This is a genomic window from Pectobacterium peruviense (assembly GCF_002847345.1).
GTDB classification, from domain to species: Bacteria; Pseudomonadota; Gammaproteobacteria; order Enterobacterales; family Enterobacteriaceae; genus Pectobacterium; species Pectobacterium peruviense.
Genome location: NZ_LXFV01000020.1, coordinates 17257 through 40674 on the forward strand (window position 1 = coordinate 17257; position 23418 = coordinate 40674).

20 protein-coding genes are annotated in these 23418 nt (G+C 51.2%); 12 read left to right on the forward strand and 8 right to left on the reverse strand.

The features are described from left to right. Positions 1–25: 25 nt before the first annotated feature. Positions 26–922, forward strand: a complete 897-nt coding sequence (locus A0G03_RS15085; protein WP_048262295.1) for a LysR family transcriptional regulator — start codon at positions 26–28, stop codon at positions 920–922. Between the two features lie 60 nt (positions 923–982). Here A0G03_RS15085 and lpdA read toward each other — a convergent pair whose 3' ends face one another. The 4 genes from lpdA to pdhR all read right to left on the reverse strand — a co-directional run bounded on the left by lpdA (position 983) and on the right by pdhR (position 8106). Continuing rightward, positions 983–2407 (reverse strand): dihydrolipoyl dehydrogenase, encoded by a 1425-nt coding sequence (gene lpdA / locus A0G03_RS15090; RefSeq protein WP_048262297.1) that lies wholly within the window; start codon positions 2405–2407, stop codon positions 983–985. A 236-nt stretch (positions 2408–2643) separates the two neighbouring features. Beyond that, positions 2644–4521, reverse strand: coding sequence for a pyruvate dehydrogenase complex dihydrolipoyllysine-residue acetyltransferase (gene aceF / locus A0G03_RS15095; protein ID WP_048262298.1), 1878 nt, complete (start codon positions 4519–4521; stop codon positions 2644–2646). Positions 4522–4535: 14 nt separating this feature from the next. Then, positions 4536–7199 carry a pyruvate dehydrogenase (acetyl-transferring), homodimeric type gene (gene aceE, locus A0G03_RS15100; protein WP_048262300.1) on the reverse strand — a complete coding sequence of 888 codons (2664 nt, stop codon included), beginning with the start codon at positions 7197–7199 and terminating at the stop codon, positions 4536–4538. 142 nt (positions 7200–7341) lie between these two features. Beyond that, positions 7342–8106 (reverse strand): pyruvate dehydrogenase complex transcriptional repressor PdhR, encoded by a 765-nt coding sequence (gene pdhR / locus A0G03_RS15105; RefSeq protein WP_048262301.1) that lies wholly within the window; start codon positions 8104–8106, stop codon positions 7342–7344. A gap of 669 nt (positions 8107–8775) precedes the next feature. Here pdhR and A0G03_RS15110 point away from each other — a divergent pair. The 3 genes from A0G03_RS15110 (at position 8776) to A0G03_RS15120 (ending at position 12685) form a co-directional block, all read left to right on the forward strand. Beyond that, entirely contained in the window at positions 8776–10134 is a 1359-nt protein-coding gene (locus A0G03_RS15110) for an amino acid permease (RefSeq protein WP_048262303.1), read from the forward strand. 183 nt (positions 10135–10317) lie between these two features. Then, positions 10318–11751 (forward strand): glycoside-pentoside-hexuronide (GPH):cation symporter, encoded by a 1434-nt coding sequence (locus A0G03_RS15115; protein WP_048262305.1) that lies wholly within the window; start codon positions 10318–10320, stop codon positions 11749–11751. Beyond that, the gene (locus tag A0G03_RS15120) at positions 11729–12685 is read left to right on the forward strand and encodes a glycoside hydrolase family 43 protein (RefSeq protein WP_048262307.1); all 957 of its coding nucleotides are present in this window, start codon (positions 11729–11731) and stop codon (positions 12683–12685) included. The genes A0G03_RS15115 and A0G03_RS15120 overlap by 23 nt, the downstream gene beginning before the upstream one ends. Positions 12686–12709: 24 nt before the next feature. On the opposite strand, the gene ampE is transcribed toward A0G03_RS15120, so the two are convergent. Together ampE and ampD are read right to left on the reverse strand one after the other, a co-directional pair. Then, positions 12710–13564, reverse strand: a complete 855-nt coding sequence (gene ampE / locus A0G03_RS15125; protein WP_048262309.1) for a beta-lactamase regulator AmpE — start codon at positions 13562–13564, stop codon at positions 12710–12712. After that, entirely contained in the window at positions 13561–14136 is a 576-nt protein-coding gene (gene ampD / locus A0G03_RS15130; RefSeq protein ID WP_048262311.1) for a 1,6-anhydro-N-acetylmuramyl-L-alanine amidase AmpD, read from the reverse strand. The genes ampE and ampD overlap by 4 nt, the downstream gene beginning before the upstream one ends. 418 nt (positions 14137–14554) lie before the next feature. On the opposite strand from ampD, the gene A0G03_RS15135 reads away from it, so the two are divergent. From A0G03_RS15135 to hofC, 5 genes are all read left to right on the forward strand, one after another. Next, entirely contained in the window at positions 14555–15415 is an 861-nt protein-coding gene (locus A0G03_RS15135) for a nucleoside-specific channel-forming protein Tsx (protein ID WP_048262313.1), read from the forward strand. 144 nt (positions 15416–15559) lie between these two features. Beyond that, positions 15560–16450, forward strand: coding sequence for a carboxylating nicotinate-nucleotide diphosphorylase (gene nadC / locus A0G03_RS15140; RefSeq protein WP_048262315.1), 891 nt, complete (start codon positions 15560–15562; stop codon positions 16448–16450). A gap of 319 nt (positions 16451–16769) precedes the next feature. Continuing rightward, entirely contained in the window at positions 16770–17216 is a 447-nt protein-coding gene (gene ppdD / locus A0G03_RS15145; protein WP_048262318.1) for a prepilin peptidase-dependent pilin, read from the forward strand. Between the two features lie 2 nt (positions 17217–17218). Further along, on the forward strand, positions 17219–18691 hold the full coding sequence (gene gspE / locus A0G03_RS15150) for a type II secretion system protein GspE (RefSeq protein WP_048262320.1): 1473 nt from the start codon (positions 17219–17221) through the stop codon (positions 18689–18691). Next, positions 18688–19893, forward strand: a complete 1206-nt coding sequence (gene hofC, locus A0G03_RS15155) for a protein transport protein HofC (protein ID WP_048262322.1) — start codon at positions 18688–18690, stop codon at positions 19891–19893. The genes gspE and hofC overlap by 4 nt, the downstream gene beginning before the upstream one ends. An 84-nt stretch (positions 19894–19977) precedes the next feature. Here hofC and A0G03_RS15160 read toward each other — a convergent pair whose 3' ends face one another. Continuing rightward, entirely contained in the window at positions 19978–21018 is a 1041-nt protein-coding gene (locus A0G03_RS15160; RefSeq protein WP_048262324.1) for a GMP reductase, read from the reverse strand. A 291-nt stretch (positions 21019–21309) separates the two neighbouring features. Here A0G03_RS15160 and coaE point away from each other — a divergent pair, with 291 nt between their 5' ends. The 3 genes from coaE (at position 21310) to yacG (ending at position 22948) form a co-directional block, all read left to right on the forward strand. Then, positions 21310–21936, forward strand: a complete 627-nt coding sequence (gene coaE, locus A0G03_RS15165) for a dephospho-CoA kinase (RefSeq protein WP_048262326.1) — start codon at positions 21310–21312, stop codon at positions 21934–21936. Further along, positions 21929–22681 (forward strand): cell division protein ZapD, encoded by a 753-nt coding sequence (zapD, locus tag A0G03_RS15170; protein ID WP_048262328.1) that lies wholly within the window; start codon positions 21929–21931, stop codon positions 22679–22681. Before coaE ends, zapD begins: the two co-directional genes overlap by 8 nt. A gap of 72 nt (positions 22682–22753) precedes the next feature. Beyond that, positions 22754–22948, forward strand: a complete 195-nt coding sequence (yacG, locus tag A0G03_RS15175) for a DNA gyrase inhibitor YacG (RefSeq protein ID WP_039305782.1) — start codon at positions 22754–22756, stop codon at positions 22946–22948. A 39-nt stretch (positions 22949–22987) separates the two neighbouring features. Here the strand turns inward: yacG and mutT are convergent, their stop codons facing one another. After that, positions 22988–23383: an 8-oxo-dGTP diphosphatase MutT gene (gene mutT / locus A0G03_RS15180; protein WP_048262330.1), complete on the reverse strand. Its 396-nt coding sequence runs from the start codon at positions 23381–23383 to the stop codon at positions 22988–22990. Between the last annotated feature and the right edge of the window lie 35 nt (positions 23384–23418).

The window sequence follows — 23418 nt, forward strand, 5'->3', positions numbered from 1 at the left end:
AAAACATCCGCAATGGGGAAGCAGTATGGACAGCCTGAATGGTTTTGTGGTGTTTGTGCAGGTGGCCGAAACGCGTAGTTTCGTTGCTGCGGGTAGATTACTAGGCGTGTCAGCGTCTGCCGTGGGGAAAAGCGTCGCACGGCTCGAAGAAAAGCTAGGCGTGAGGCTGTTTCATCGCAGTACCCGCAGTATCACACTGACGGCTGAAGGCTCACTATTTCTCGCGCGTAGCCGACGTATCCTGGCCGAAATTGAGGCAGCAGAGCTGGAACTGTCACAGACCAATGCCGCACCGCGCGGGCGCCTGCGGGTAAGCCTGCCGTTGGTTAGCTCACTCGTGCTCCCCGTGCTCGGCGACTTCATGCGCGAATATCCCGAAATCGAACTGGAGCTGGATTTCACCGATCGGATGGTGGATGTCATTGAAGAAGGGTTCGATGCCGTAGTACGGATAGGCGACCCCGTTGACTCTCGCCTCACCGCACGTAAGCTGGGCACCTTCGGTTTTCTGCTGGTGGCTGCGCCAGGCTACCTTGCTCATCGGGGAACGCCCAAGACACCTGCCGACCTGATGCAGCATGCCTGTCTGCACTATCGCTTCCCCAGCAGCGGCAAGCTAGAGCCATGGGCGCTACGGCTTGCTCCCAACGAACCAGAGTTGCAGTTGCCTACGTCGATGATCTGCAACAATATCGAAACGCGCGTCTGTTTTGCACTACAAGGACTGGGAATCGCTTACCTGCCGGATTTCTCTATCCGCGAACAGCTGGCCGAGGAGCTGCTACAGCCGATCCTGAGCGACTACGTGGAACGCGGCGGCGTCTTCCATATGCTGTGGCCTGCGAGCAAGCACCCGTCGCCAAAAGTGCGTGCACTGGTGGATTTCCTCTGTGCGAGGGTGTTTCCCGCGTCTGATACATAAAAAAAATCCGGCACCTTTACGGTACCGGATTGAATTCACGCTATTCGAACCTGAAAGAACTTACTTCTTCTTCGCTTTCGCATTCGGCAGGTCAGTGATGCTGCCTTCAAAGATTTCAGCTGCCAGACCAACAGACTCATGCAACGTTGGGTGCGCATGGATGGTCAGTGCGATATCTTCTGCATCACAACCCATTTCGATCGCCAGACCGATTTCGCCTAACAGTTCGCCACCGTTAGTACCGACAATCGCACCACCGATAACGCGGTGAGTTTCTTTGTCGAAAATCAGTTTGGTCATACCTTCAGCGCAGTCGGACGCGATAGCACGGCCAGACGCTGCCCATGGGAAGATCGCGGTTTCGTAACTGATGCCTTTCTCTTTGGCTTCTTTCTCAGTCAGACCCACCCAAGCGACTTCCGGTTCGGTATAGGCGATAGAAGGAATCACTTTCGGATCGAAGTAGTGTTTCTTACCGGAGATTACTTCGGCAGCAACATGGCCTTCATGCACGCCTTTGTGCGCCAGCATCGGCTGACCGACGATGTCGCCGATAGCATAGATGTGCGGCACGTTGGTGCGCATTTGCTTATCCACGTGGATGAAGCCGCGATCGTCAACTTCCACGCCCGCTTTACCTGCATCCAGGTTTTTACCGTTCGGTACACGACCGATAGCAACCAGAACCGCATCGTAACGCTGTGGCTCGGCTGGCGCTTTTTTACCTTCCATCGTCACATAGATGCCGTCTTCTTTGGCTTCTACTGCCGTCACTTTAGTTTCCAGCATCAGATTAAACTGCTTGCTGATACGTTTGGTGAAGACCTTAACGACATCTTTGTCAGCGGCCGGAATCACTTGATCGAACATTTCAACGACGTCGATTTGTGAACCCAGAGCATGGTAAACCGTACCCATTTCCAGACCGATGATACCGCCGCCCATCACCAACAGACGTTCTGGGACGCTTTTCAGCTCCAGCGCATCGGTAGAATCCCATACACGCGGGTCATCATGAGGAATGAAAGGCAGTTGGATCGGACGTGAACCCGCAGCGATAATCGCGTTATCGAAGTTGATCGTCGTTTTGCCGTTTTCACCGTCAACTTCTAGCGTGTTGGCACCCGTAAATTTGCCCAGACCGTTAACGACTTTAACTTTACGGCCTTTCGCCATACCCGCCAGACCACCGGTCAGTTGGTTGATGACTTTTTCTTTCCACAGACGGATTTTATCAATGTCGGTTTTAGGTTCACCGAACACGATACCGTGTTCCGCCAGTGCTTTGGCTTCTTCAATAACTTTGGCAACGTGCAGCAGGGCTTTGGAAGGAATACAACCGACATTCAGACACACCCCACCCAGCGTGGAGTAGCGCTCTACCAGTACGGTTTCCAGACCCAAATCCGCCGCGCGGAATGCAGCAGAGTAACCCGCGGGGCCGGCACCAAGTACCACTACCTGAGCTTTAATTTCAGTACTCATCATGACCTCTTAATTGATTTCCGGCGGGTCTGTGACGTCACACCCGTCATCATTCAGATTTAGGGCGCATTTTTAATAACGCCCTCTTCCACCGGGACGTGTCTTTGCCACTGTAGTTTACAAAATCGTTAACAATTTTGAAACAACAAGCGACTAACGATTTGTCCTTGATCACTGACAGCTGTAACAAATAACAGCTTATCAGAAAAAAGCCGGCCGTCAGGCCGGCTTTTCGATTACATCACCAGACGGCGGATGTCAGACAACGTATTGTTAATGATGGTAATGAAGCGAGCACCATCAGCACCGTCAATGACACGGTGGTCGAAGGACAGAGACATCGGCATCATCAGACGCGGAGTGAACTCTTTACCATTCCAGACCGGTTCCATCGCGGACTTAGACACACCAAGAATAGCAACTTCCGGCGCATTGACGATCGGCGCAAAGTGCGTAGTCCCGATACCGCCCAGGCTGGAGATAGTGAAGCAACCACCCTGCATTTCGCCTGCGGTCAGCTTACCGTCACGGGCTTTCTTGGAGATCGCCATCAATTCACGAGACAGTTCGACGATACCTTTCTTGTTCACGTCTTTGAACACTGGAACCACCAGACCATTCGGGGTATCAACTGCTACACCGATGTTGATGTATTTCTTCAGCGTCAGACGTTGAGCATCTTCAGACAGTGAACTGTTGAAACGTGGCATTTGCTCAAGCGCAGCAGCAACGGCTTTCATGATGAAGACAACTGGGGTGATCTTCACATCCAGTCTACGCTTCTCAGCTTCGACGTTCTGCTGTTTGCGGAACGCTTCCAGATCGGTGATATCAGTTTTATCGAAGTGCGTAACGTGCGGGATCATCACCCAGTTACGGCTCAGGTTAGCACCAGAGATTTTCTGGATGCGGCCCAGTTCCACTTCTTCAACTTCACCAAACTTGCTGAAATCGACTTTCGGCCATGGCAGCATGCCTGGCAGACCGCCGCCAGCGGCAGCAGTTGGCGCAGACTCAGCGCGTTTCACGGCATCTTTCACGTAAGCCTGAACGTCTTCGCGCAGGATACGGCCTTTACGACCAGAACCCTTCACTTTCGCCAGATTCACGCCGAATTCACGTGCCAGACGACGAATAACCGGCGTCGCGTGAACGTAAGCGTCATTCTCAGCGAAATCGCTCTTGCCTTCCGCTTTCGCAGCCGGTGCAGCAGCAGGTTTTGCCGCCGGAGCCGGTGCAGCCGCTTCCTGCTTAGCAGCCGGAGCTGGTGCAGCGCCTTCTACTTCGAAGACCATGATCAGTGAGCCGGTTTTAACTTTATCGCCGGTGCTGATTTTGATTTCTTTAACCGTACCCGCAAACGGCGCAGGGACTTCCATCGAAGCCTTGTCGCCTTCAACGGTGATCAGTGACTGCTCAGCCGCGATTTTATCGCCGACTTTAACCATCACTTCAGTCACTTCAACTTCGTCGCCGCCGATATCCGGTACGTTAACTTCTTTCGCCGCAGAGGCCGCTGGTGCAGCAGCAGGTGCCGCTTCAGTTTTCTCTGCTGAGGCTGCAGGTGCACTGCCCGCCACTTCGAAGACCATGATCAGAGAACCGGTAGAGACTTTATCGCCATTGCTGATTTTGATCTCTTTAACCGTACCGGCGAAAGGTGCCGGAACTTCCATAGAAGCTTTGTCGCCTTCTACAGTGATCAGAGATTGTTCAGCAGCAACAGTGTCGCCCACTTTAACCAGTACTTCGGTCACTTCAACTTCGTCACCGCCGATATCCGGTACGTTGACTTCTTTCGCCGCGGAGGCCGCAGGTGCAGCAGCCGGAGCCGCTTCTTTCTTCTCTTCTGCCTTAGCAGGTGCAGCGTCAGCTGCACCGTCGGCGGAATCGAAAATCATGATCAGTTTGCCGGTTTCAACTTTGTCACCGACAGAGACTTTAATCTCTTTCACGACACCAGCCTGCGGAGAAGGGACTTCCATAGAAGCCTTATCACCTTCAACCGTGATCAGCGACTGTTCAGCTTCAACTTTGTCGCCAACCTTCACCAGCACTTCGGTGACTTCAACTTCATCTGCACCGATGTCCGGTACGTTGATTTCGATAGCCATGTAATCTTTACCTCTTATGCCAGACGCGGGTTGACTTTATCTGCATCGATGTTGAATTTAGTGATGGCATCAGCAACCACTTTCTTATCGATTTCACCGCGTTTAGCCAGTTCACCCAGAGCCGCAACCACGACGTAAGACGCATCCACTTCGAAGTGGTGACGCAGGTTCTCACGGCTGTCAGAACGACCGAAACCGTCAGTACCCAGTACGCGGTAATCGCTAGCTGGGATGAAGTTACGGATTTGCTCAGCAAACAGCTTCATGTAGTCAGTAGATGCAACTGCTGGCGCATCGCTCAGTACCTGAGCCACGTAAGGTACGCGCGGGGTTTCGGTCGGATGCAGCATGTTCCAACGCTCACAATCCTGGCCTTCGCGAGCCAGTTCAGTGAAGGAGGTTACGCTGAATACGTCAGAACCGATGCCGTAGTCTTTAGCCAGAATCTGAGACGCTTCACGTACGTGACGCAGGATAGAACCAGAACCCAACAGCTGAACTTTACCTTTGCTACCTTCAACCGTCTCCAGCTTGTAGATACCCTTACGGATACCTTCTTCCGCACCCTGCGGCATCGCAGGCATGTGGTAGTTTTCGTTCAGCGTGGTGATGTAGTAGTAAATGTTCTCTTGCGCGTCGCCGTACATGCGGTGCAGACCATCATGCATGATCACTGCAACTTCATAGGCAAATGCCGGATCGTAGGAGATACAGTTCGGGATGGTCAGCGACTGAATGTGGCTGTGACCATCTTCGTGCTGCAGACCTTCACCGTTCAGCGTTGTACGGCCTGAAGTACCACCGATCAGGAAGCCACGCGCCTGTTGGTCACCCGCTGCCCAGCACAGGTCGCCGATACGTTGGAAACCGAACATGGAGTAGTAGATGTAGAACGGAATCATCGGCAGATTGTTGGTGCTGTAAGACGTTGCCGCCGCCAGCCAGGAAGAACCTGCGCCCAACTCGTTGATACCTTCCTGCAGAATCTGACCTTTCTGGTCTTCTTTGTAGTAGGCAACCTGCTCACGGTCCTGCGGGGTGTACTGCTGGCCTTTCGGGCTATAAATACCGATTTGGCGGAACAGACCTTCCATACCGAAGGTACGCGCTTCATCAGCGATGATCGGAACCAGACGATCTTTGATAGATGGGTTCTTCAGCATCACGTTCAGGGCACGTACAAACGCGATAGTGGTAGAGATTTCTTTGTTCTGCTCTTCCAGCAGCGTACGGAAATCTTCCAGCGTTGGCAGTTCCAGCTTCTCGTCAAAGTTCGGCTGACGAGACGGCAGGTAACCACCCAGCGCCTGACGGCGTTCGTGCAGGTACTTGTACTCTTCGGAATCTTTATCGAAGGTGATGTACGGCAGACTTTCGATGTTTTCATCGCTAACTGGCACGTTGAAGCGGTCACGGAAGTAACGCACGCCATCCATGTTAACTTTCTTAACCTGGTGAGCGATGTTCTTACCTTCCGCCGCGTCGCCCATACCATAACCTTTAATGGTATGCGCCAGAATAACGGTTGGTTTGCCTTTGGTGTCCTGCGCTTTTTTCAGTGCAGCGTAGACTTTCTTCGGATCGTGACCACCACGGTTCAGTGACCAAATCTGATCGTCGCTCCAGTCTTTAACCAGTGCAGCCGTCTCCGGGTATTTACCGAAGAAGTGCTCACGCACATAGGCACCGTTTTTGGATTTGAAGGTCTGGTAGTCACCGTCGACGGTTTCTTCCATCAGTTGGATCAGTTTACCGCTGGTATCTTTACGCAGCAGTTCGTCCCAACGGTCACCCCACATCACTTTAATCACATCCCAGCCAGCGCCGCTGAAGATGCCTTCCAGTTCGTTGATGATCTTGCCATTACCCGTAACCGGACCATCCAGACGTTGCAGGTTACAGTTGATAACGAACACCAGGTTGTCCAGTTTTTCACGAGTCGCGATGGTAATCGCACCCTTGGATTCTGGTTCGTCCATTTCGCCGTCGCCCAGGAAGGCATAAACGGTTTGCTTAGAGGTATCTTTCAGACCACGGTTTTCCAGATACTTCAGGAATTTAGCCTGGTAGATGGCACCAATCGGGCCCAGACCCATAGATACGGTCGGGAACTGCCAGAAGTCCGGCATCAATTTAGGGTGCGGATAAGAAGACAGACCTTTACCGTGAACTTCCTGACGGAAATTGTTCATCTGGTCTTCTGTCAGACGGCCTTCAAGGAAGGCACGAGCGTAAACGCCCGGAGAAATGTGGCCCTGGAAGTAGACCAGGTCGCCGCCGTCCTGCGCAGTGCGAGCACGGAAGAAGTGGTTAAAGCACACTTCATAGAAAGTGGCGGAAGACTGGAAAGAAGCCATGTGGCCACCCAGATCCAGATCTTTTTTCGAAGCACGCAGCACTGTCATGATCGCGTTCCAGCGGATTGCTGAGCGAATACGACGTTCCAGATCCAGATTACCAGGGTATTCCGGTTCGTCTTCCACTGCGATGGTGTTGATATATTGACGTGCAGCTGTACCAGCAGCAACGCTAACACCGCCTTTACGCGCTTCACCCAGAACCTGATCTATCAGGAACTGAGCGCGCTCAACACCCTCTTCACGGATGACCGATTCGATCGCCTGCAGCCAGTCGCGGGTTTCGATCGGATCCACGTCATTATTTAAACGATCTGACATGGTTATTCCTTATCTTCTCTAATAAGTTGGTTTGTTGGAGCCTGTCTTCGTGCATTCTGGCTTATGTTTGCTATAAGCAAAACGCATGAAGACAGGCTCATCGTCGTGATTGCCGCATTCAGAACACCAAAAATACGTGTGCTCAGTCCTTGCGTTGCTGGAGCCGACGCAACGATCTCTCGCGCCGACTATGTTCCCGGTTAAGATCCAGCAATACTTCTTCAATAAACGCCAGATGGCGGTGTGATGCTTCGCGCGCCTTTTCTGGCTCACGGGCAACAATCGCCTCAAAGATGCTGGCGCGATGAATGCTCACCTGAGCCAGCACTTCACGGCTCAAATAAAGCAATTCAAAATTCTGCCTCACGTTCTGTTCGAGCATCGGCCCCATACAGCGCACCAAATGCAGCAAAACCACATTATGCGTGGCTTCTGTTACAGCAACCTGATACTGCATAACGGCTTCTGACTCGGCGTCCAGATCGCCCGCTTCCCTCGCCTTCTCAATCACGGCATGACAATCCCGGATACGTTGCAGATCCGACTCTGTGCCACGCAACGCAGCATAGTAGGCAGCAATGCCTTCCAGCGCATGACGCGTTTCAAGAAGATCGAACTGTGATTCGGGATGTGTGCTCAGTAATTCTGCCAGCGGATCGCTGACACTTTGCCATAGATTGGCTTGAACGAAGGTACCACCACCCTGACGGCGCAAAAGTAAACCTTTGGCTTCCAGACGTTGAATGGCTTCTCTCAGAGAAGGGCGGGAAACATCAAACTGTTTTGCCAGTTCGCGCTCCGGTGGGAGCTTCTCGCCGGGGCGCAAGGTTCCCTCAAGGATCAGAAACTCCAGCTGCTGTTCAATCACATCTGACAGTTTGGGCTGACGGATCTTGCTGTATGCCATAGTGAATTCTTCTCTGCGAATGGCGCGGAGTCAATTGGTAATACCAATTTCAAAAACGTGACGCTAAAGTAACAAAGTATTCACCTTCTGTCCATAAGGACCTTGAGCTAAATCACCAATCCCACCAGATTTTAACAAATGCACGAGAAACATGCGGCAAAGTGATAGCCCGCCTGTGGTATTACCATTAATCCCCCCTGTCTATATTTTAACTTTTTTGAAACGTAAAGCAGGCGATGCTGAACCGTTTAAACGCACAAATAGTGAATAATTACTCAAAAAACAAGATTTTTTATTCTCACAAAGATAGCGTGATCACACATAGCACCCTATCGGGGTAAGCACCATTTTTACAGCGGGGATAAAGAGATAATAAAAGGGAGTAAACCTAAAGAAGTATTCCCCTCCAACCCCCCACCAGCTTTTCATCATCAGGGGTTCAATCAAAGAGAGATAAAAACTTTGATGTGACGATAGTTTTTAATTATCAGACTATAAGAAATCAGTGCAATCTTGCGCACTTACCACTATTCTCTGGCAAACGGTAGATGTTTCATTATTTAAAGAAACACCATCCCGTAAAAATAAAATTACACAAACGTACAGTCACTAATACGTGTGTTCGTTCACACCGTGTTTTTTACTTGCACTGGCAGAGGATTAAATTTGATGGATAATCAACAAACGGACGGCACGCTAAAGCGTGGTTTGAAAAACCGTCATATACAGTTGATTGCCTTGGGTGGCGCGGTAGGTACTGGCCTCTTTCTTGGTATTGCGCAGACAATCAAAATGGCTGGGCCATCGGTCCTGCTAGGCTATGCGATTGGCGGCCTGATCGCGTTTCTCATTATGCGCCAACTGGGCGAGATGGTAGTTGAAGAACCGGTAGCCGGATCGTTCAGCCACTTTGCTTATAAATATTGGGGCGATTTCGCTGGCTTTGCATCTGGATGGAACTACTGGGTGTTGTATGTTCTGGTCGCCATGGCCGAACTCAGCGCCGTAGGGATTTACGTCCAGTACTGGTGGCCAGACATACCGACCTGGGTATCCGCCGCCGTCTTCTTCCTGCTGATTAACGCCATCAATCTGGCGAACGTCAAAGTCTACGGTGAGATGGAGTTCTGGTTTGCCATCATCAAAGTCGCAGCGATTATTGGCATGATCGTCTTTGGTGGCTGGCTGCTGCTCAGCGGTACGGGCGGGCCGGAAGCCACCGTGACCAACCTGTGGGCGCAGGGCGGATTCTTCCCGAATGGCGGACTTGGTCTGGTCATGGCGATGGCCGTTATTATGTTCTCATTTGGTGGCCTCGAACTCGTCGGGATTACCGCAGCAGAAGCGGATAACCCAGAGAAAAGCATTCCACGCGCTACCAATCAGGTTATCTACCGTATCCTGATTTTCTACATCGGTTCACTCGCTATCCTGCTGTCACTTTACCCATGGGGAAAAGTGGTGGAAGGCGGTAGCCCGTTCGTCATGATCTTCCATGAGCTGAACAGCAACGTTGTGGCGACGATACTGAACGTCGTAGTACTGACAGCAGCGCTATCGGTGTACAACAGCTGTGTTTATTGCAACAGCCGCATGCTGTTTGGACTGGCGAAACAGGGGAATGGGCCGAAAGTACTGGAAACTGTCGATAGCCGTGGCGTACCGGTTGTCGCTATCGGTATCTCTGCGCTAGCGACGGCGTTGTGTGTGCTGATTAACTACCTTATTCCCGGCAAAGCATTCGAGCTATTAATGGCGCTGGTCGTCTCTGCTCTTGTGATTAACTGGGCGATGATCAGTCTGGCGCACCTGAAATTCCGTGCGCAAAAGGATAAAGAAGGCACAGTGACCAAGTTTAAAGCGCTGCTTTATCCGCTGGGTAACTACATCTGCCTGCTGTTCCTGGCGGGTATACTGGTCATCATGTTCCTGACGCCGGGCATTCAGATTTCCGTCATGCTGATTCCAGTCTGGCTGGTTATTCTGGGCATCGGTTACTTCATCAAAAAGAAAAATCAGGCGAAGTAAACCTCAGCGTTAACCGCATCTTTTTCCATGGCCGACTCTGTCGGCCATTTTCATATTTGCCATGTCCATCACACTTTTCCTTACCCAACTCATTTGTCCATTTTTGCAACCGATTTCATACGCTCTTTTATCCCTATCGAGAGGAATAATCGTGTTTACACGTTAAGCACAGGAGTCGTATTCATGAAGAACAACGCACTGTCTGTTAAAGAAAAGATCGGCTACGGAATGGGTGATGCGGGATGTAACATGATTGGCGGGGCCATCATGCTATTTCTGAGCTATTTCTACACGGATATCTATGGGCTTTCACCTGCCTTGGTCGGCACTCTGCTACTCTCCATTCGCGTTATCGATGCTGTCACGGACCCGATTATGGGTGCAATCGCCGATCGAACCCAAAGCCGCTGGGGTCGCTTTCGGCCTTACCTGCTTTGGGTCTGCGTACCCTACGTTCTGTTCAGCGTACTCATGTTTACCACACCGGACTGGAGCTATAACGGCAAGGTCATCTATGCCTTCGTCACTTATTTTCTGATGTCACTGACCTACACTGCGATCAACATCCCCTACTGCTCGCTGGGTGGCGTGATCACCGCGGACCCGCATGAGCGGGTTTCCTGTCAATCATACCGCTTCATTATGGTAGGCATTGCTACGCTTATTCTCTCTTCGACGCTGCTGCCAATGGCCGAATGGTTCGGCGGCGAAGACAAAGCGCGCGGTTACCAAATGTCGATGGGTGTGATGGCGATCATTGCCTTATTCATGTTTCTGTTCTGCTTTGCCACCGTTCAGGAGCGGATCAAACCTGCCATCCCCACCAATGACGCGCTAAAAGCAGACTTGAGAGACGTCTGGAAAAATGACCAATGGCCGCGAATCCTGCTATTAACCTTGTGCAACGTCTGCCCAGGATTTATTCGCATGGCGGCCACGATGTACTACGTCACCTGGGTGATGGAAAAATCCGTCTCATTCGCCAGCCTGTTTATCAGTCTCGGCGTCGTCGGCATGATGTTCGGCAGCGCGCTGGCAAAACCGCTTACCGACCGTTTCTGTAAGCTGAAAGTGTTTTTCTGGGTCAACATCGCACTGGCGATCTTCTCCAGCGCCTTCTATTTCTTCAACCCTCACCTAACCAATTTTATTCTGGTGATGTACTTCCTGCTAAATGTCCTGCATCAAATCCCTTCACCGCTCCACTGGTCGCTGATGGCCGATGTGGATGACTACGGCGAGTGGAAAACCGGCAAGCGGATCACGGGGATTAGTTTCTCAGGCAATCTATTCTTCCTGAAAGTCGGGCTAGCCATTGCAGGGGCGATGGTCGGTTTCCTGCTGTCCTACTATGGTTATGACGCCAATGCCAAACAGCAAAATGCAGAGGCAATGAATGGCATCATTATGTTGTTCACCATCATTCCCGGCGTTGGCTATTTGATCACCGCAGGCGTTGTACGTTTACTGAAAGTCGATCGCCAGCTCATGCAGCAAATACAAATTGATCTGGAAAAGCGCCGTAATAACTATCGGGAACTGAGCGATAGCCGTGGCGATCATGCACTCAACGTCAAAACAGGAGGAAAGAATGATGAACCCACATCAATGGCCTAACCCACTGATTGAACAACGGGCAGACCCTTTCATTCTTCGCCATACGGATGGTCAGTATTATTTTATTGCCTCGGTCCCCGAATACAATCGGCTCGAAATTCGTCGGGCCAGCTCGCTGGAAGCACTTTCCCATGCCACCCCGGTGACGATCTGGCGCAAGCATGAACGCGGCCCCTTAAGCTCGCTGATTTGGGCACCGGAACTGCATGTGATTGATGGCAAATGGTATGTCTATTTCGCCGCAGCACCGACGGAGGAAATCAAGGAGGGTTTATTCCAGCACCGCATGTTTGCACTGGAATGCGCGGATAGCGACCCGCTTACAGGCAACTGGGTTGAAAGAGGACGGATTTACACGCAGTTCGATACCTTCTCACTGGATGCCACGCACTTTGAACATAGAGGAAAGCGCTACTATCTGTGGGCGCAAAAAGATCCCGCCATTGCGGGCAACTCGAATCTGTATCTGGCGGAAATGGAAAACCCGTGGACGCTGAAAGGCACGCCTGTCATGTTGAGCAAACCGGAACTGCCGTGGGAAGTGATCGGTTTTAAAGTCAACGAAGGTCCCGCCGTCATTAAGCACGGCGAACGCATCTTTATCACCTATTCAGCCAGCGCCACCGATGAAAATTACTGTATCGGCTTACTGTGGGCGGATGCGGATAGCAATCTGTTGAGCCCGACAAGCTGGCATAAATCGCAGCAGCCGGTTTTCACCACCAGTTGGGAAAACCGGCAATTTGGGCCTGGGCATAATAGCTTTACCCAAACAGAAACGGGCGAGGATGTGCTGGTTTACCATGCCCGCAATTATACAGAGATCGAAGGCGATCCGCTGTATGACCCGAACCGCCATACGCGGATTAAAACGTTCAGTTGGGATCGTAACGGCATGCCCGCGTTCGGCGAGCCTCCTGCAGACAGACAATAGATGAAAAACAGGTGCGCTGGGAAATCAGACCAGCGCACCATATATTGTCAGGAGTGCGACCACGACCACCAGCACCAGCGTCACCTTTTTCGCCAGCGTCACAGCGGCTTTGGGTGTTTCTACAGGTTCGATGTGGGATTCACGCGCCAGAGAAAATTGAGCGAGCTGAGTTAACACCCAGTATTGCGAGCTGCGGGAATCTCCCAGCGATGCGAACCAGGCAGGCAGCGCTTTTTCGCCGTGCCCCAGCAAGGCGTAAGCCGCACCGGCTAGACGAGCAGGAATCCAGTCAAGCCAATGCAGCAAGCTATCAACGCCGGACTGGGCGCGTTCCAACGGCGTGTTGTGCCGTGCCAGCCAGGTCTGTCTGGCACGTAAAAATGCGTATCCCATCAGCGTAATCGGCCCATAAGGCCCAGCGACGACGAACCAGAATAGCGGGGCTAAATAGAACCGGAAGTTTATCCACAGCAATGCGTTTTGCAGTTCTTTCAATTGCTCGCTTTCGCTCGTGCCCACTGGCAGACCGTGAATCAGCGCCAGTTCAGCCGCCATTTCACGGCTGGCATCCGCCTCGCCGCGCTGTGCTGCCTGTAAATAGCGCCGATAGTGCTGACGGATTTCACCCGCGCCAATGCACATCAGGCTGATGATGATCCACAGCAAAAGAGAAATCAGGCCGAACAGAATGCCGCTCGTTAGCCACAGCAATCCGGCTACAATGCCCATGCTGCATAGCGTCAGGAACAGCGTTTGAAATAAAGACGGAGACGGAACATGCCGGAACACCACTTCAAGCCGGTGATCGATCTGCCAGTGCTCCCCCTGTTTGAACAACCGTTCCCATGCCAGCGTAAGCAACAGTGTAAACAGCGTCATTGGTCTAGGCTCCCTTTGTTCTCTGTCCAGTTTTCTTGTAGCAGAAGATGATAGCCGTCCCAGTCAAATGCTGGGCCGGGGTCGGTTTTACGACCTGGAGCGATATCGCTATGCCCGGTAATTCGTGACGGCGTGATGGGGTAATCCCGCATTAATAGGTGCGTAATCGCAGCCAAAGAGTGATATTGCTCCGTGGTAAAAGGCAGCGTATCCGTCCCTTCCAGCTCGATACCAATAGAGAAATCATTGCAGCGTTCACGGCCTTCAAACACCGAGACTCCGGCATGCCAAGCACGTTGATTGAAAGACACATACTGTGTGGTTTGCCCGTCGCGGCGGATCAGGCAGTGTGCCGCCACGCGTAAATGGGAAATATCGGCGAAATAGGGATGTGCCGTAGGATCTAAGGTAGCGGTAAACAGTTGATCAATATACGGACCGCCAAACTCACCCGGCGGCAGGCTGATATTGTGAATCACCAGTAAAGAAGGCACCTCATTATTCGGGCGACCATCATAATGCGGTGAAGGCGTGTGTGTAATATCGGATAACCAGCCATTTTCCAAAAGCATCGGCGATAACCTCGCATCGTATCGTTAGCCGGCTGAATCAGGCGAAAAATCAGTTTCAGGAGTAAAACAATTGGAGCCAAAAGTCCTTGTATCCAAGATACCATGTTTCACGCCATGCTATCTATCCAACTAGATATCAATAGATTTTACCATTCGTTTTGCGATTTTTTCGCTGTTTTTCCGTCAGCATTCAATCTCTACATCCTTTTTAGCAACGTAAAATCCCCAACACCATTATGTGATAAAAATCACATTACAAATGTAATATTGCAATAAAAGGCAATCGTTTTCGTGCATTGCGTCTATTTTTACTTAAAATGCATGACAAAATTATCTTCTGATTTTTTTAGATATTACCAAAACTTATTTTGCGGTCTTACGCACGACGTAAATAACGTCTAACATTATGGTACTTAACATGAAAAAAACTTTCGCTGCAGGCGTCTTGCTCGCACTGTCATGCTCAATGCCTGTCCTGGCCGACAGCAATAAAGCCGAATACCTATCCGACTGGTGGCATCAGAGCATTAACGTCGTCGGCAGCGCCCACACGCGCTTCGGGCCACAGCTGAACAGCACGACCTACCTGGAATATGAAGCATTTGCGCGTAAAGACTGGTTCGATTTCTACGGCTACGCCGATGCGCCTAAATTTTTCGGTGGCGATCCCGACAGCCGTGGCATTTGGGACAAAGGCTCTCCGCTGTTTGTCGAGATCGAACCGCGCTTCTCTATTGATAAACTGACAGGAGCTGACCTGAGCTTTGGTCCGTTCAAAGAGTGGTACATCGCCAATAACGTTATCTACGATCAGGGTCGCAATAGTGGTTCACGTCAAAGCACCTGGTACATGGGCTTAGGCACCGATATTGATACTGGCACCGATCTGTCTCTCTCATTGAACGGCTATGCCAAATACCAATGGCAGAACTACGGCGCAGCGAACGAAAATGAGTGGGACGGCTACCGCGTAAAAGTGAAATACTCTTACCCGCTGGGCTCGCTGATGGGCGGTAACGTCTCTTATATCAGCTTCACCAATTTCGATTTCGGTTCAGAACTGCGTGATAAATCGAATTCAAGCCGCACGAACAACTCCATTGCCTCCAGCCATATTTTGGCTCTGGGCTACGATCACTGGCACTACTCTTTCGTCGCACGTTATTTCCACAATGGCGGCCAATGGGCTGATGGCGCAGAACTCAATTTCGGCAAAGGCCCGTTTGAAGTGAAATCTACCGGCTGGGGCTACTATCTGGTTGTCGGTTACAACTTCTAAAATGACATCTCCTTTCCGGCGACCACGCATGTTCGCCGGAAAGTTAAAGAAAGTAATACATTGAATTACAAAGACTATTCATTCTGGATGTCCTGATATAAACAAGGTAGCATAGACCTCCGAATCCCCCTTCGGAGTTTTGTCATGTCAACGCGTCGCTACAGTCAAGAACAACGCCAAAAAACCTTGCTTGCTCGTATTGCACAAGATATCCCTGCCAGCGTGCAACTGGCCTTACGTGAAGATTTAGGTGGCATCGTCGATGCTAATCAAGACATTACCGCGCTTCTGTTACCCGACAACGAGACCGTCAGCGCTCGCATTATCACCCGTGAAGCGGGTATCTTCTGCGGTACGCGTTGGCTTGAAGAAGTCTTTTCTCAATTGGGCAACACGACAACGATCGTCTGGCACGTCGCCGATGGCGAAACCATCACTCCCAACCAAACGCTCTGTGATATCACCGGACCAGCCAAGCAGCTCCTGACGGGTGAACGCACTGCGCTGAATTTCCTGCAAACGCTGTCCGGCGTCGCAACCGAAACCAGCCGCTATGTTGCCGTATTGCAGGGAACGCGCACCCGGTTGCTGGATACGCGCAAGACGCTGCCAGGGCTGAGAACCGCGTTGAAATACGCCGTATCCTGTGGCGGCGGAGATAACCATCGGCTTGGTTTATCCGATGCTTTCCTGATCAAGGAAAACCATATCATCGCCGCGGGTTCAATCAAAAATGCAGTAGAAAAAGCACAGTCTTTACGCAGCGATGTTCCGGTAGAAGTAGAAGTCGAATCGCTGGGTGAATTACAGCAGGCGCTAGAAGCGGGTGCAGATATCATCATGCTGGATAATTTCAGCCTGGATAACATCCGGGAAGCCGTTGGCTTAACGCAAGGTCGTGCGCTACTGGAGATATCCGGCAATGTCACCCTAGACACGCTGCGCGGCTATGCAGAAACCGGCGTGGACTATATCTCAGTGGGGGCGTTAACCAAGCACGTGCAGGCGTTGGATTTATCCATGCGCTTTATCTAATCACATCCCTATTTCTACCGACGAGGTGCCATTTCGCACCTCGTTCGCATTTCTTCATCTCCCATCACATCGTAACAATACTATCTCCCAACTCCGCACGGACTTCCTGTCCTGATAATGTGAATAATGCGTACCTGCCCGCAAAAATTTTTCAATCCTCTGCAAATTCCTAAAAATATGTCGTAGCGCTTTCCTGTTTTCATTTTCCCTCCTCGTCAGCCTTCACGCCCTTTTCTATGCTGCCAGCCATTCGTATGAATTGATGCATCGCTATCTTTGCGCACCACAGAAATTTATATCCAACAACAGGGAAATCAACATGACAAAACAACAAGGATTCACACTGATTGAGCTGATGGTCGTCATTGCGATCATAGCCATCCTCAGCGCCATTGGCGTGCCGGCCTATCAAGGCTATCTGCAAAAAGCGGCGCTGACGGACATGCTACAAACAATGGTGTCTTATAAAACGCCAGTCGATCTCTGCGGTCTGGAAAATGCCGCATTTACCGCCTGCAACGCAGGAAGTCAGGGAATTCCGAGCAGTAAATCTTCACGCTATGTCAGTGCCGTTAGCGTCGCTCAAGGGGTCATTACGCTAACTGGGCAAGCCACTCTGCAAGGTCTGCGCGTTATTCTGACGCCAACGTGGGATACCGAAACGGGCGCTTCACGCTGGACGAAAAACTGTGCCACGGATGACAACGCAGAGAGCCTGCAATCGGCCTGTCAGGACGTTTTCCGTTTCGATAATACGGCGGGTTGATCATGACTGATTCGTCCTTGTCCTCCGAACATACTCTCAGCGAGTTACAGACACTGTGTCGGCGTTATCAGGCATTACTGCTGAGTCTTGATGAACAAACGCTGTCAGTTGCCGTCACCACGTCTCCTTCTGCGGAGATGATTGCCGCACTGCGTTTCGCCAGCAATCGTCGAATTATGGTGGAACAATGGCCACAGGCCAGAATGGAACAACAGCTTAATCCAGTGAATGCCGTTGCCGAACCCACAGAGACTTACCAAACCAGCGCCGATCGTTCCAGCACCGGGCAACAGGATCAGGATGACGCCTCCCCAGTAGCGCAATTTATCCATCAAACGCTGCGCCTCGCCGTTCAGCGCCGCGCTTCTGATATCCACTTTGAGCCGTTGTCAGACAGTTATCGTGTGCGGCTACGGATTGACGGTGTGTTGCAGGCAATATCCGCGCCCCCTCCCGAACTGACAAACCGAATTACCGCGCGACTGAAAATCATGGGTAAGTTGAATATTGCAGAAAGGCGATTGCCGCAAGACGGTCAATTCAGCCTGATGCTGGATCAACAAGCCTACTCGTTACGCATTGCTACCCTTCCCGTGCAACAAGGAGAAAAAGTCGTACTGCGTATTTTGCAAACGCACCAGCAAGAACTGGCGCTGGATAAGCTCGGGCTCACCGCAAAAGCATTGCAGCAGGTTATTAGCGTGCTGAGCGCTGCACAAGGCATGCTGTTAGTCACTGGCCCAACGGGCAGTGGAAAAACGGTGACGCTTTATAGCGCGATACGCTGGCTGAACGATATCAGCCGCAATATCTGTAGCGTGGAAGATCCCGTCGAAATCCCTTTGCAGGGAATCAACCAAACGGCGATAAATCCTAAAGCCGAGCTGGGATTTGGTCGAATTTTACGTGCGCTGCTGCGACAGGATCCAGACGTCATTATGATTGGTGAAATTCGCGATACCGAAACCGCAGAAATTGCAGTAAAAGCCGCACAAACCGGCCATCTTGTCATGTCCACGCTACATACCAATTCTGCCGTAGAAACCCTGACTCGACTCAGTCATCTGGGCATTCCCGGCTATCTGTTAGCCGCAGCGCTAAAGCTCATCGTCGCACAGCGTCTTGTACGTCGGTTATGCCCGCACTGTAAGACACCGGGAGAGCCCCTACTCTCCCTGCCAAGCAACGTATGGCAAGGGCCATTACTCCATTGGCAAGCCAGCGGCTGTAGCCACTGTTTCTCTGGCTACTATGGGCGCGTCGCGCTCTATGAATTGCTCCCCATCACACCGGATTTTCAGGCAGCGTTAGCAAGCAACGCCAGCGTGGGGGAATTATCTGCTCTGTCACGCAACTCAGGTTTCCCAACACTACTAGCCGCAGGACTGGATCTGGTCAATGACGGCCTAACCTCGCTTGCTGAAGTCTATCGTGTTGTAGGCGATGAACACTCAATAAATCAGGAAGCGCAATGAAGCTAGAACGCTTATATCACTGGCAGGGCATCACGTCCGAGGGTGAATTTACCGAAGGTGAGCTCATCAGCACACACCGCCAGCACGTCTATGCCAGCCTAATCACACAAGGCTACCAACCGCTTCTCGTAAAAGTCGGTCATTACCTGTCACTCCGCTACTGGAAGCGCGAACAGCTCGGCGAATTAATCAAACAGCTCGCTGCCCTGCTACAAGCAGGATTGCCGCTGCTGGAAGCATTAAAACTGGTGTCAGAACAGCATGAGCGCCCCGGCTGGCGCTGCGTATTACGAGACGTTCGCACTCAGGTTGCTCAAGGAAGTTCGCTATCTGAGGCATTGCACGTCTATCCTCATATCTTTCCCGTTCTGTACCGCTCCCTCATTGCCGTCGGCGAATTAACAGGGAAACTAGATACATGCTGCCTACAGCTAGCTCAGCAGCAAGAAAAACAATCCAGACTGCAACAGAAAGTCATCAAGGCGTTACGCTATCCCTGTTTTGTTTTAGCCATCGCCATATTGGTCAGTATGATGATGCTGATTCTAGTTTTACCTGAATTTGCGACGCTCTACTCCTCGTTTAACGCGCCATTACCGTGGTTTACCCGGCAGTTGCTTCATCTGGCAGATATTATCGCTGGTTACGGATTCATTGGGTTGCTGGTACTAAGTTGTCTGATACTGGGTTACACCCGACTGAGACAGAAAAAACCATTATGGAAAATAAGGGAACAAGAATGGTTGCTGAAGCTTCCCGTGGTATCCAGCCTGCTACGCGGTAAATCGCTGAATCAGATATTTACTATTCTGGCGATGACGCAACATGCGGGTTTGACGCTTCCGGAAGGGCTGGATGCCGCCGCGACGATCCGTCACCCGCTTTATCAAGCCGCGATTCAACAGATACAGGCGCAGTTGCATCAGGGCACGTCGCTATACCATGCCACACAACATCACGCTGCGCTGTTCCCTGCACCTTGTCCACAGTTGATTCGCGTTGGCGAAGAAACCGGTGCGCTGGATGCGATCTTTACACAGCTGGCAGAATGGCACGAGGGGCGGGTACAACAGCAGGCAGACATGCTGACACAAACGCTGGAGCCGTTACTGATGATGGTCGTAGGGGGAATGGTCGGGGCGCTGGTGATTGGCATGTATTTACCTATCTTCCAACTGGGGAATGTATTGGCCGGTGCCTGAACCGACCAATACGACACGACAACGTCTACAAATCAGATCGCACCACCACCGTTAACAGCAGAAAGATGGAATCTGAAGACACAACTATCCGTTGAAAATACGGTTTTCCTGCTCGGCTACGCGAATAAACGTTGTGCGCTTCGTTAGCTCTTTCAAACGGGATGCACCAACATAGGTACAAGCCGAACGCAAGCCACCAAGGATATCGCGTACGGTATTATCTACCGGACCGCGTAGTGGCAGTTTCACGGTTTTTCCTTCTGCGGCACGGTACTCCGCCACGCCGCCGACGTGACGTTCCATCGCAGATGCGGAACTCATCCCGTAGAACAACATCATTTTCTCACCGTTTTCTTCAACGATGGTTCCTTCACATTCATCATGTCCTGCCAGCATACCGCCCAGCATGACAAAATCGGCTCCGCCACCGAATGCTTTCGCGACATCGCCCGGCATCGCGCAACCGCCGTCGCTTACAATTTGTCCGCCGAGACCATGTGCCGCATCAGCACATTCAATCACTGCGGAAAGCTGAGGGTAACCCACCCCCGTTTTAACACGCGTTGTGCAGACAGAACCGGGGCCAATACCGACTTTCACGATATCCGCGCCAGAGAGAATGAGCTCTTCCACCATTTCACCCGTCACCACGTTTCCCGCACAGATAACCTTGTCTGGACAGGCCTCACGCACTTTTTGTAGGAACGTGACAAAGTGCTCAGAATAACCATTTGCTACATCGATACAGATAAATTTCAGTTCAGACGACAGCGCCAGAATTTGCTTTAACTTGATGAAATCAGCATCAGATGTCCCGCTCGAGACCATGACATGGCGTAATACCGATTCTGGTGCACGCTGCACAAACTGGGCCCATTGCTCGACAGAATAGTGTTTATGGACAGCCGTCAGAACATCAAAAGAAGCCAGGACCTCCGCCATACTAAACGTACCCACGGTATCCATATTGGCGGCGATAATCGGAACACCGGACCAGTTGCCTCCGGCGTGAAGGAAGGTGAATTGACGTTCTAGTTCAACGTCGGAGCGGCTTTTCAGCGTCGAACGCTTTGGCCGGATGAGAACGTCTTTAAAGCCTAACTTTAAATCTTCTTCAATACGCATGAGGTTCGAGTTCCTGGTGAGTGACGGCGGAATGTTCAGTATCGTTACTGGGCTAATCGTGTTTGAAAAAATAATGCCCTTTACCAGTGACGTTATCATACGCAGGAATAATCCTGCGGCAAGACTGCGATTTTCACTTTATTTGGGATAAAATCAGAAAAATTTACCTATTGCCTAACAAGATGATAGCGTGGAGCAAACCACGGCTTATGCCTGATTGGCTCAAGGGGGTGGAAATGTATCCCTCTCCCTTGAAAATAGTAGAAATGTTAATTTTTCAACACGAGTGCAATGACATACATCGTAGCCTTAACGGGCGGTATCGGCAGCGGGAAAAGCACCGTAGCCGACGAATTTGCCAAATTAGGGGCCACTATCGTTGATGCAGATATCATCGCGCGTCAGGTAGTCGAACCTGGAAAACCCGCACTGGATGCCATTAGGCTCCGGTTTGGCGATCCCGTGCTCAATGACGATGGTTCATTGAACCGTACCGCGCTGCGCCAACGAATTTTCTCCTCGCCAGAGGAGAAACAGTGGCTGAATAATTTGCTCCATCCGTTGATCCATCAGGAAACACAGACCCAGTTTCAGACCATATCCACACCGTACATTCTGTGGGTCGTCCCTTTACTGGTGGAGAACGGTTTACAACAGCGAGCACAACGTATTCTGGTCGTCGATGTAGACAGAGAAACACAGCTTGAACGCACACTGGCCCGCGATGGAATCAGTCTGCAGCAAGCAGAAAACATACTGGCAGCACAGGCAACCCGAGAACAGCGCCTGGCTTGTGCCGATGATATTATTGATAACAGTCGCTGCCCAAACGAGCTGGCTCCACAGGTTGCGGAATTACACCGCCATTACCTGGAGTTAGCCGCCTCCGCAGCCGACAGGATGGCTAAGAATGAGTGACGCTTCCTCAACGATTTTATTTGAATATCCGCTGAACGAAAAAACACGTACCTGGTTGCGTATCGAGTCATTACTGCAGCAGTTGCATCAAAACCACTCCCTGACCGACATGGGAAGTGCCCTGACATTTTTTCGCGCCATCGCCGAGTTGCTTGATGTGCTGGAACGCGGAGATGTACGCACCGAATTGCTGAAAGAATTGGAGCGCCAACAGCAAAAACTGCTGCAATGGAGTGATGTGCCGGGCGTTGATATGGAGCGCATCCACTCGCTACGACGTCAGTTGAAAGATCTGTCCAGTACGCTAATGGCAGCACCGCGGATGGGGCAATTCTTACGTGAGGATCGCCTGATTGGCATGGTACGCCAGCGGCTCGGTATTCCCGGCGGGTGTTGCAGTTTCGACTTGCCAACGCTACATAGCTGGCTACATCAGCCTCAGGATCTGCGCGAGAAATTGGTTTCAGGCTGGCTTAATTCTTTGTCACCACTCAAACAAGCGCTGGATATGATCCTGGAACTCATCCGCCACTCAGGGATATTCCGACCGCAGACCAGCCTGAATGGTTTCTTTCAGGACAATGCCTCTGATGCGGATCTGCTGCGTTTGCGTCTTGAACAGATGCATCAACTCTATCCACAGATATCCGGCCATAAGACGCGCTATGCTATCCGTTTTCTGCCATTAGATAGCGAAAACGGCCATATTCCGCCTCGTTTAACGTTTGAACTGGCCTGCTGTTAGACTCAGCCCTGATAAACGAAAACGTGTTAAGCATCAAATAGATATTCAGTACAAATAGAGTGAAAAAAATTTATGACAACAGAGATTACGACGGTGAAGTGCCCAACCTGCAAGCAGGCGGTCATCTGGGATGAAAACAGCATCTATCGCCCATTTTGCAGCAAACGTTGTCAGCTCATCGATTTGGGCGAATGGGCTGATGAAGAAAAGCGCATTCCGAGTGATGATATGGTTTCAGACAGTGAAGACTGGAGCGAAACGCGCTAATAGCCACGTTTCGCGATAACGACTTCAGACAGGATTCAATTAAAGCGATTTCAGCCAGCGGATCATCTCCGCATTCGCTGGCGGAAACTCCTTCTCACGTAATTCTTCTACGCTCATCCAGCGAGATTCCTGACCTTCACGGCCATAGGGTTCTCCTTGCCACGTTTCAACCAGAAAGAAATGAAGCGTGATGATTCTCTCCGGCGTAGAAAACGTTTTATCGTTTAGCGGCTGGGGTGCGATAGCCTCAATACCCGTTTCTTCGTGCAGTTCACGAATCAGAGCCTGCTCGGGGTTTTCTCCCACTTCAACTTTACCGCCGGGAAACTCCCACATCCCTGCCATATGAACACCATCAGGGCGACGAGCAATGAAATATTGCTGTTCCGTATTGCGGATGATGCCCACCGCGACGGATAACTGTTTTTGCGTCATGACCATTCCTATCAGATTCTTATCAAGTAAAAGGC

Excerpts from the sequence above, each read along its gene's own strand:
- A0G03_RS15085 (WP_048262295.1), top strand. The coding sequence starts at position 26 with ATGGACAGCCTGAATGGTTTTGTGGTGTTTGTGCAGGTGGCCGAAACG.
- lpdA (WP_048262297.1), bottom strand. The coding sequence starts at position 2,407 with ATGAGTACTGAAATTAAAGCTCAGGTAGTGGTACTTGGTGCCGGCCCC.
- aceF (WP_048262298.1), bottom strand. The coding sequence starts at position 4,521 with ATGGCTATCGAAATCAACGTACCGGACATCGGTGCAGATGAAGTTGAA.
- aceE (WP_048262300.1), bottom strand. The coding sequence starts at position 7,199 with ATGTCAGATCGTTTAAATAATGACGTGGATCCGATCGAAACCCGCGAC.
- pdhR (WP_048262301.1), bottom strand. The coding sequence starts at position 8,106 with ATGGCATACAGCAAGATCCGTCAGCCCAAACTGTCAGATGTGATTGAA.
- A0G03_RS15110 (WP_048262303.1), top strand. The coding sequence starts at position 8,776 with ATGGATAATCAACAAACGGACGGCACGCTAAAGCGTGGTTTGAAAAAC.
- A0G03_RS15115 (WP_048262305.1), top strand. The coding sequence starts at position 10,318 with ATGAAGAACAACGCACTGTCTGTTAAAGAAAAGATCGGCTACGGAATG.
- A0G03_RS15120 (WP_048262307.1), top strand. The coding sequence starts at position 11,729 with ATGAACCCACATCAATGGCCTAACCCACTGATTGAACAACGGGCAGAC.
- ampE (WP_048262309.1), bottom strand. The coding sequence starts at position 13,564 with ATGACGCTGTTTACACTGTTGCTTACGCTGGCATGGGAACGGTTGTTC.
- ampD (WP_048262311.1), bottom strand. The coding sequence starts at position 14,136 with ATGCTTTTGGAAAATGGCTGGTTATCCGATATTACACACACGCCTTCA.
- A0G03_RS15135 (WP_048262313.1), top strand. The coding sequence starts at position 14,555 with ATGAAAAAAACTTTCGCTGCAGGCGTCTTGCTCGCACTGTCATGCTCA.
- nadC (WP_048262315.1), top strand. The coding sequence starts at position 15,560 with ATGTCAACGCGTCGCTACAGTCAAGAACAACGCCAAAAAACCTTGCTT.
- ppdD (WP_048262318.1), top strand. The coding sequence starts at position 16,770 with ATGACAAAACAACAAGGATTCACACTGATTGAGCTGATGGTCGTCATT.
- gspE (WP_048262320.1), top strand. The coding sequence starts at position 17,219 with ATGACTGATTCGTCCTTGTCCTCCGAACATACTCTCAGCGAGTTACAG.
- hofC (WP_048262322.1), top strand. The coding sequence starts at position 18,688 with ATGAAGCTAGAACGCTTATATCACTGGCAGGGCATCACGTCCGAGGGT.
- A0G03_RS15160 (WP_048262324.1), bottom strand. The coding sequence starts at position 21,018 with ATGCGTATTGAAGAAGATTTAAAGTTAGGCTTTAAAGACGTTCTCATC.
- coaE (WP_048262326.1), top strand. The coding sequence starts at position 21,310 with ATGACATACATCGTAGCCTTAACGGGCGGTATCGGCAGCGGGAAAAGC.
- zapD (WP_048262328.1), top strand. The coding sequence starts at position 21,929 with ATGAGTGACGCTTCCTCAACGATTTTATTTGAATATCCGCTGAACGAA.
- yacG (WP_039305782.1), top strand. The coding sequence starts at position 22,754 with ATGACAACAGAGATTACGACGGTGAAGTGCCCAACCTGCAAGCAGGCG.
- mutT (WP_048262330.1), bottom strand. The coding sequence starts at position 23,383 with ATGACGCAAAAACAGTTATCCGTCGCGGTGGGCATCATCCGCAATACG.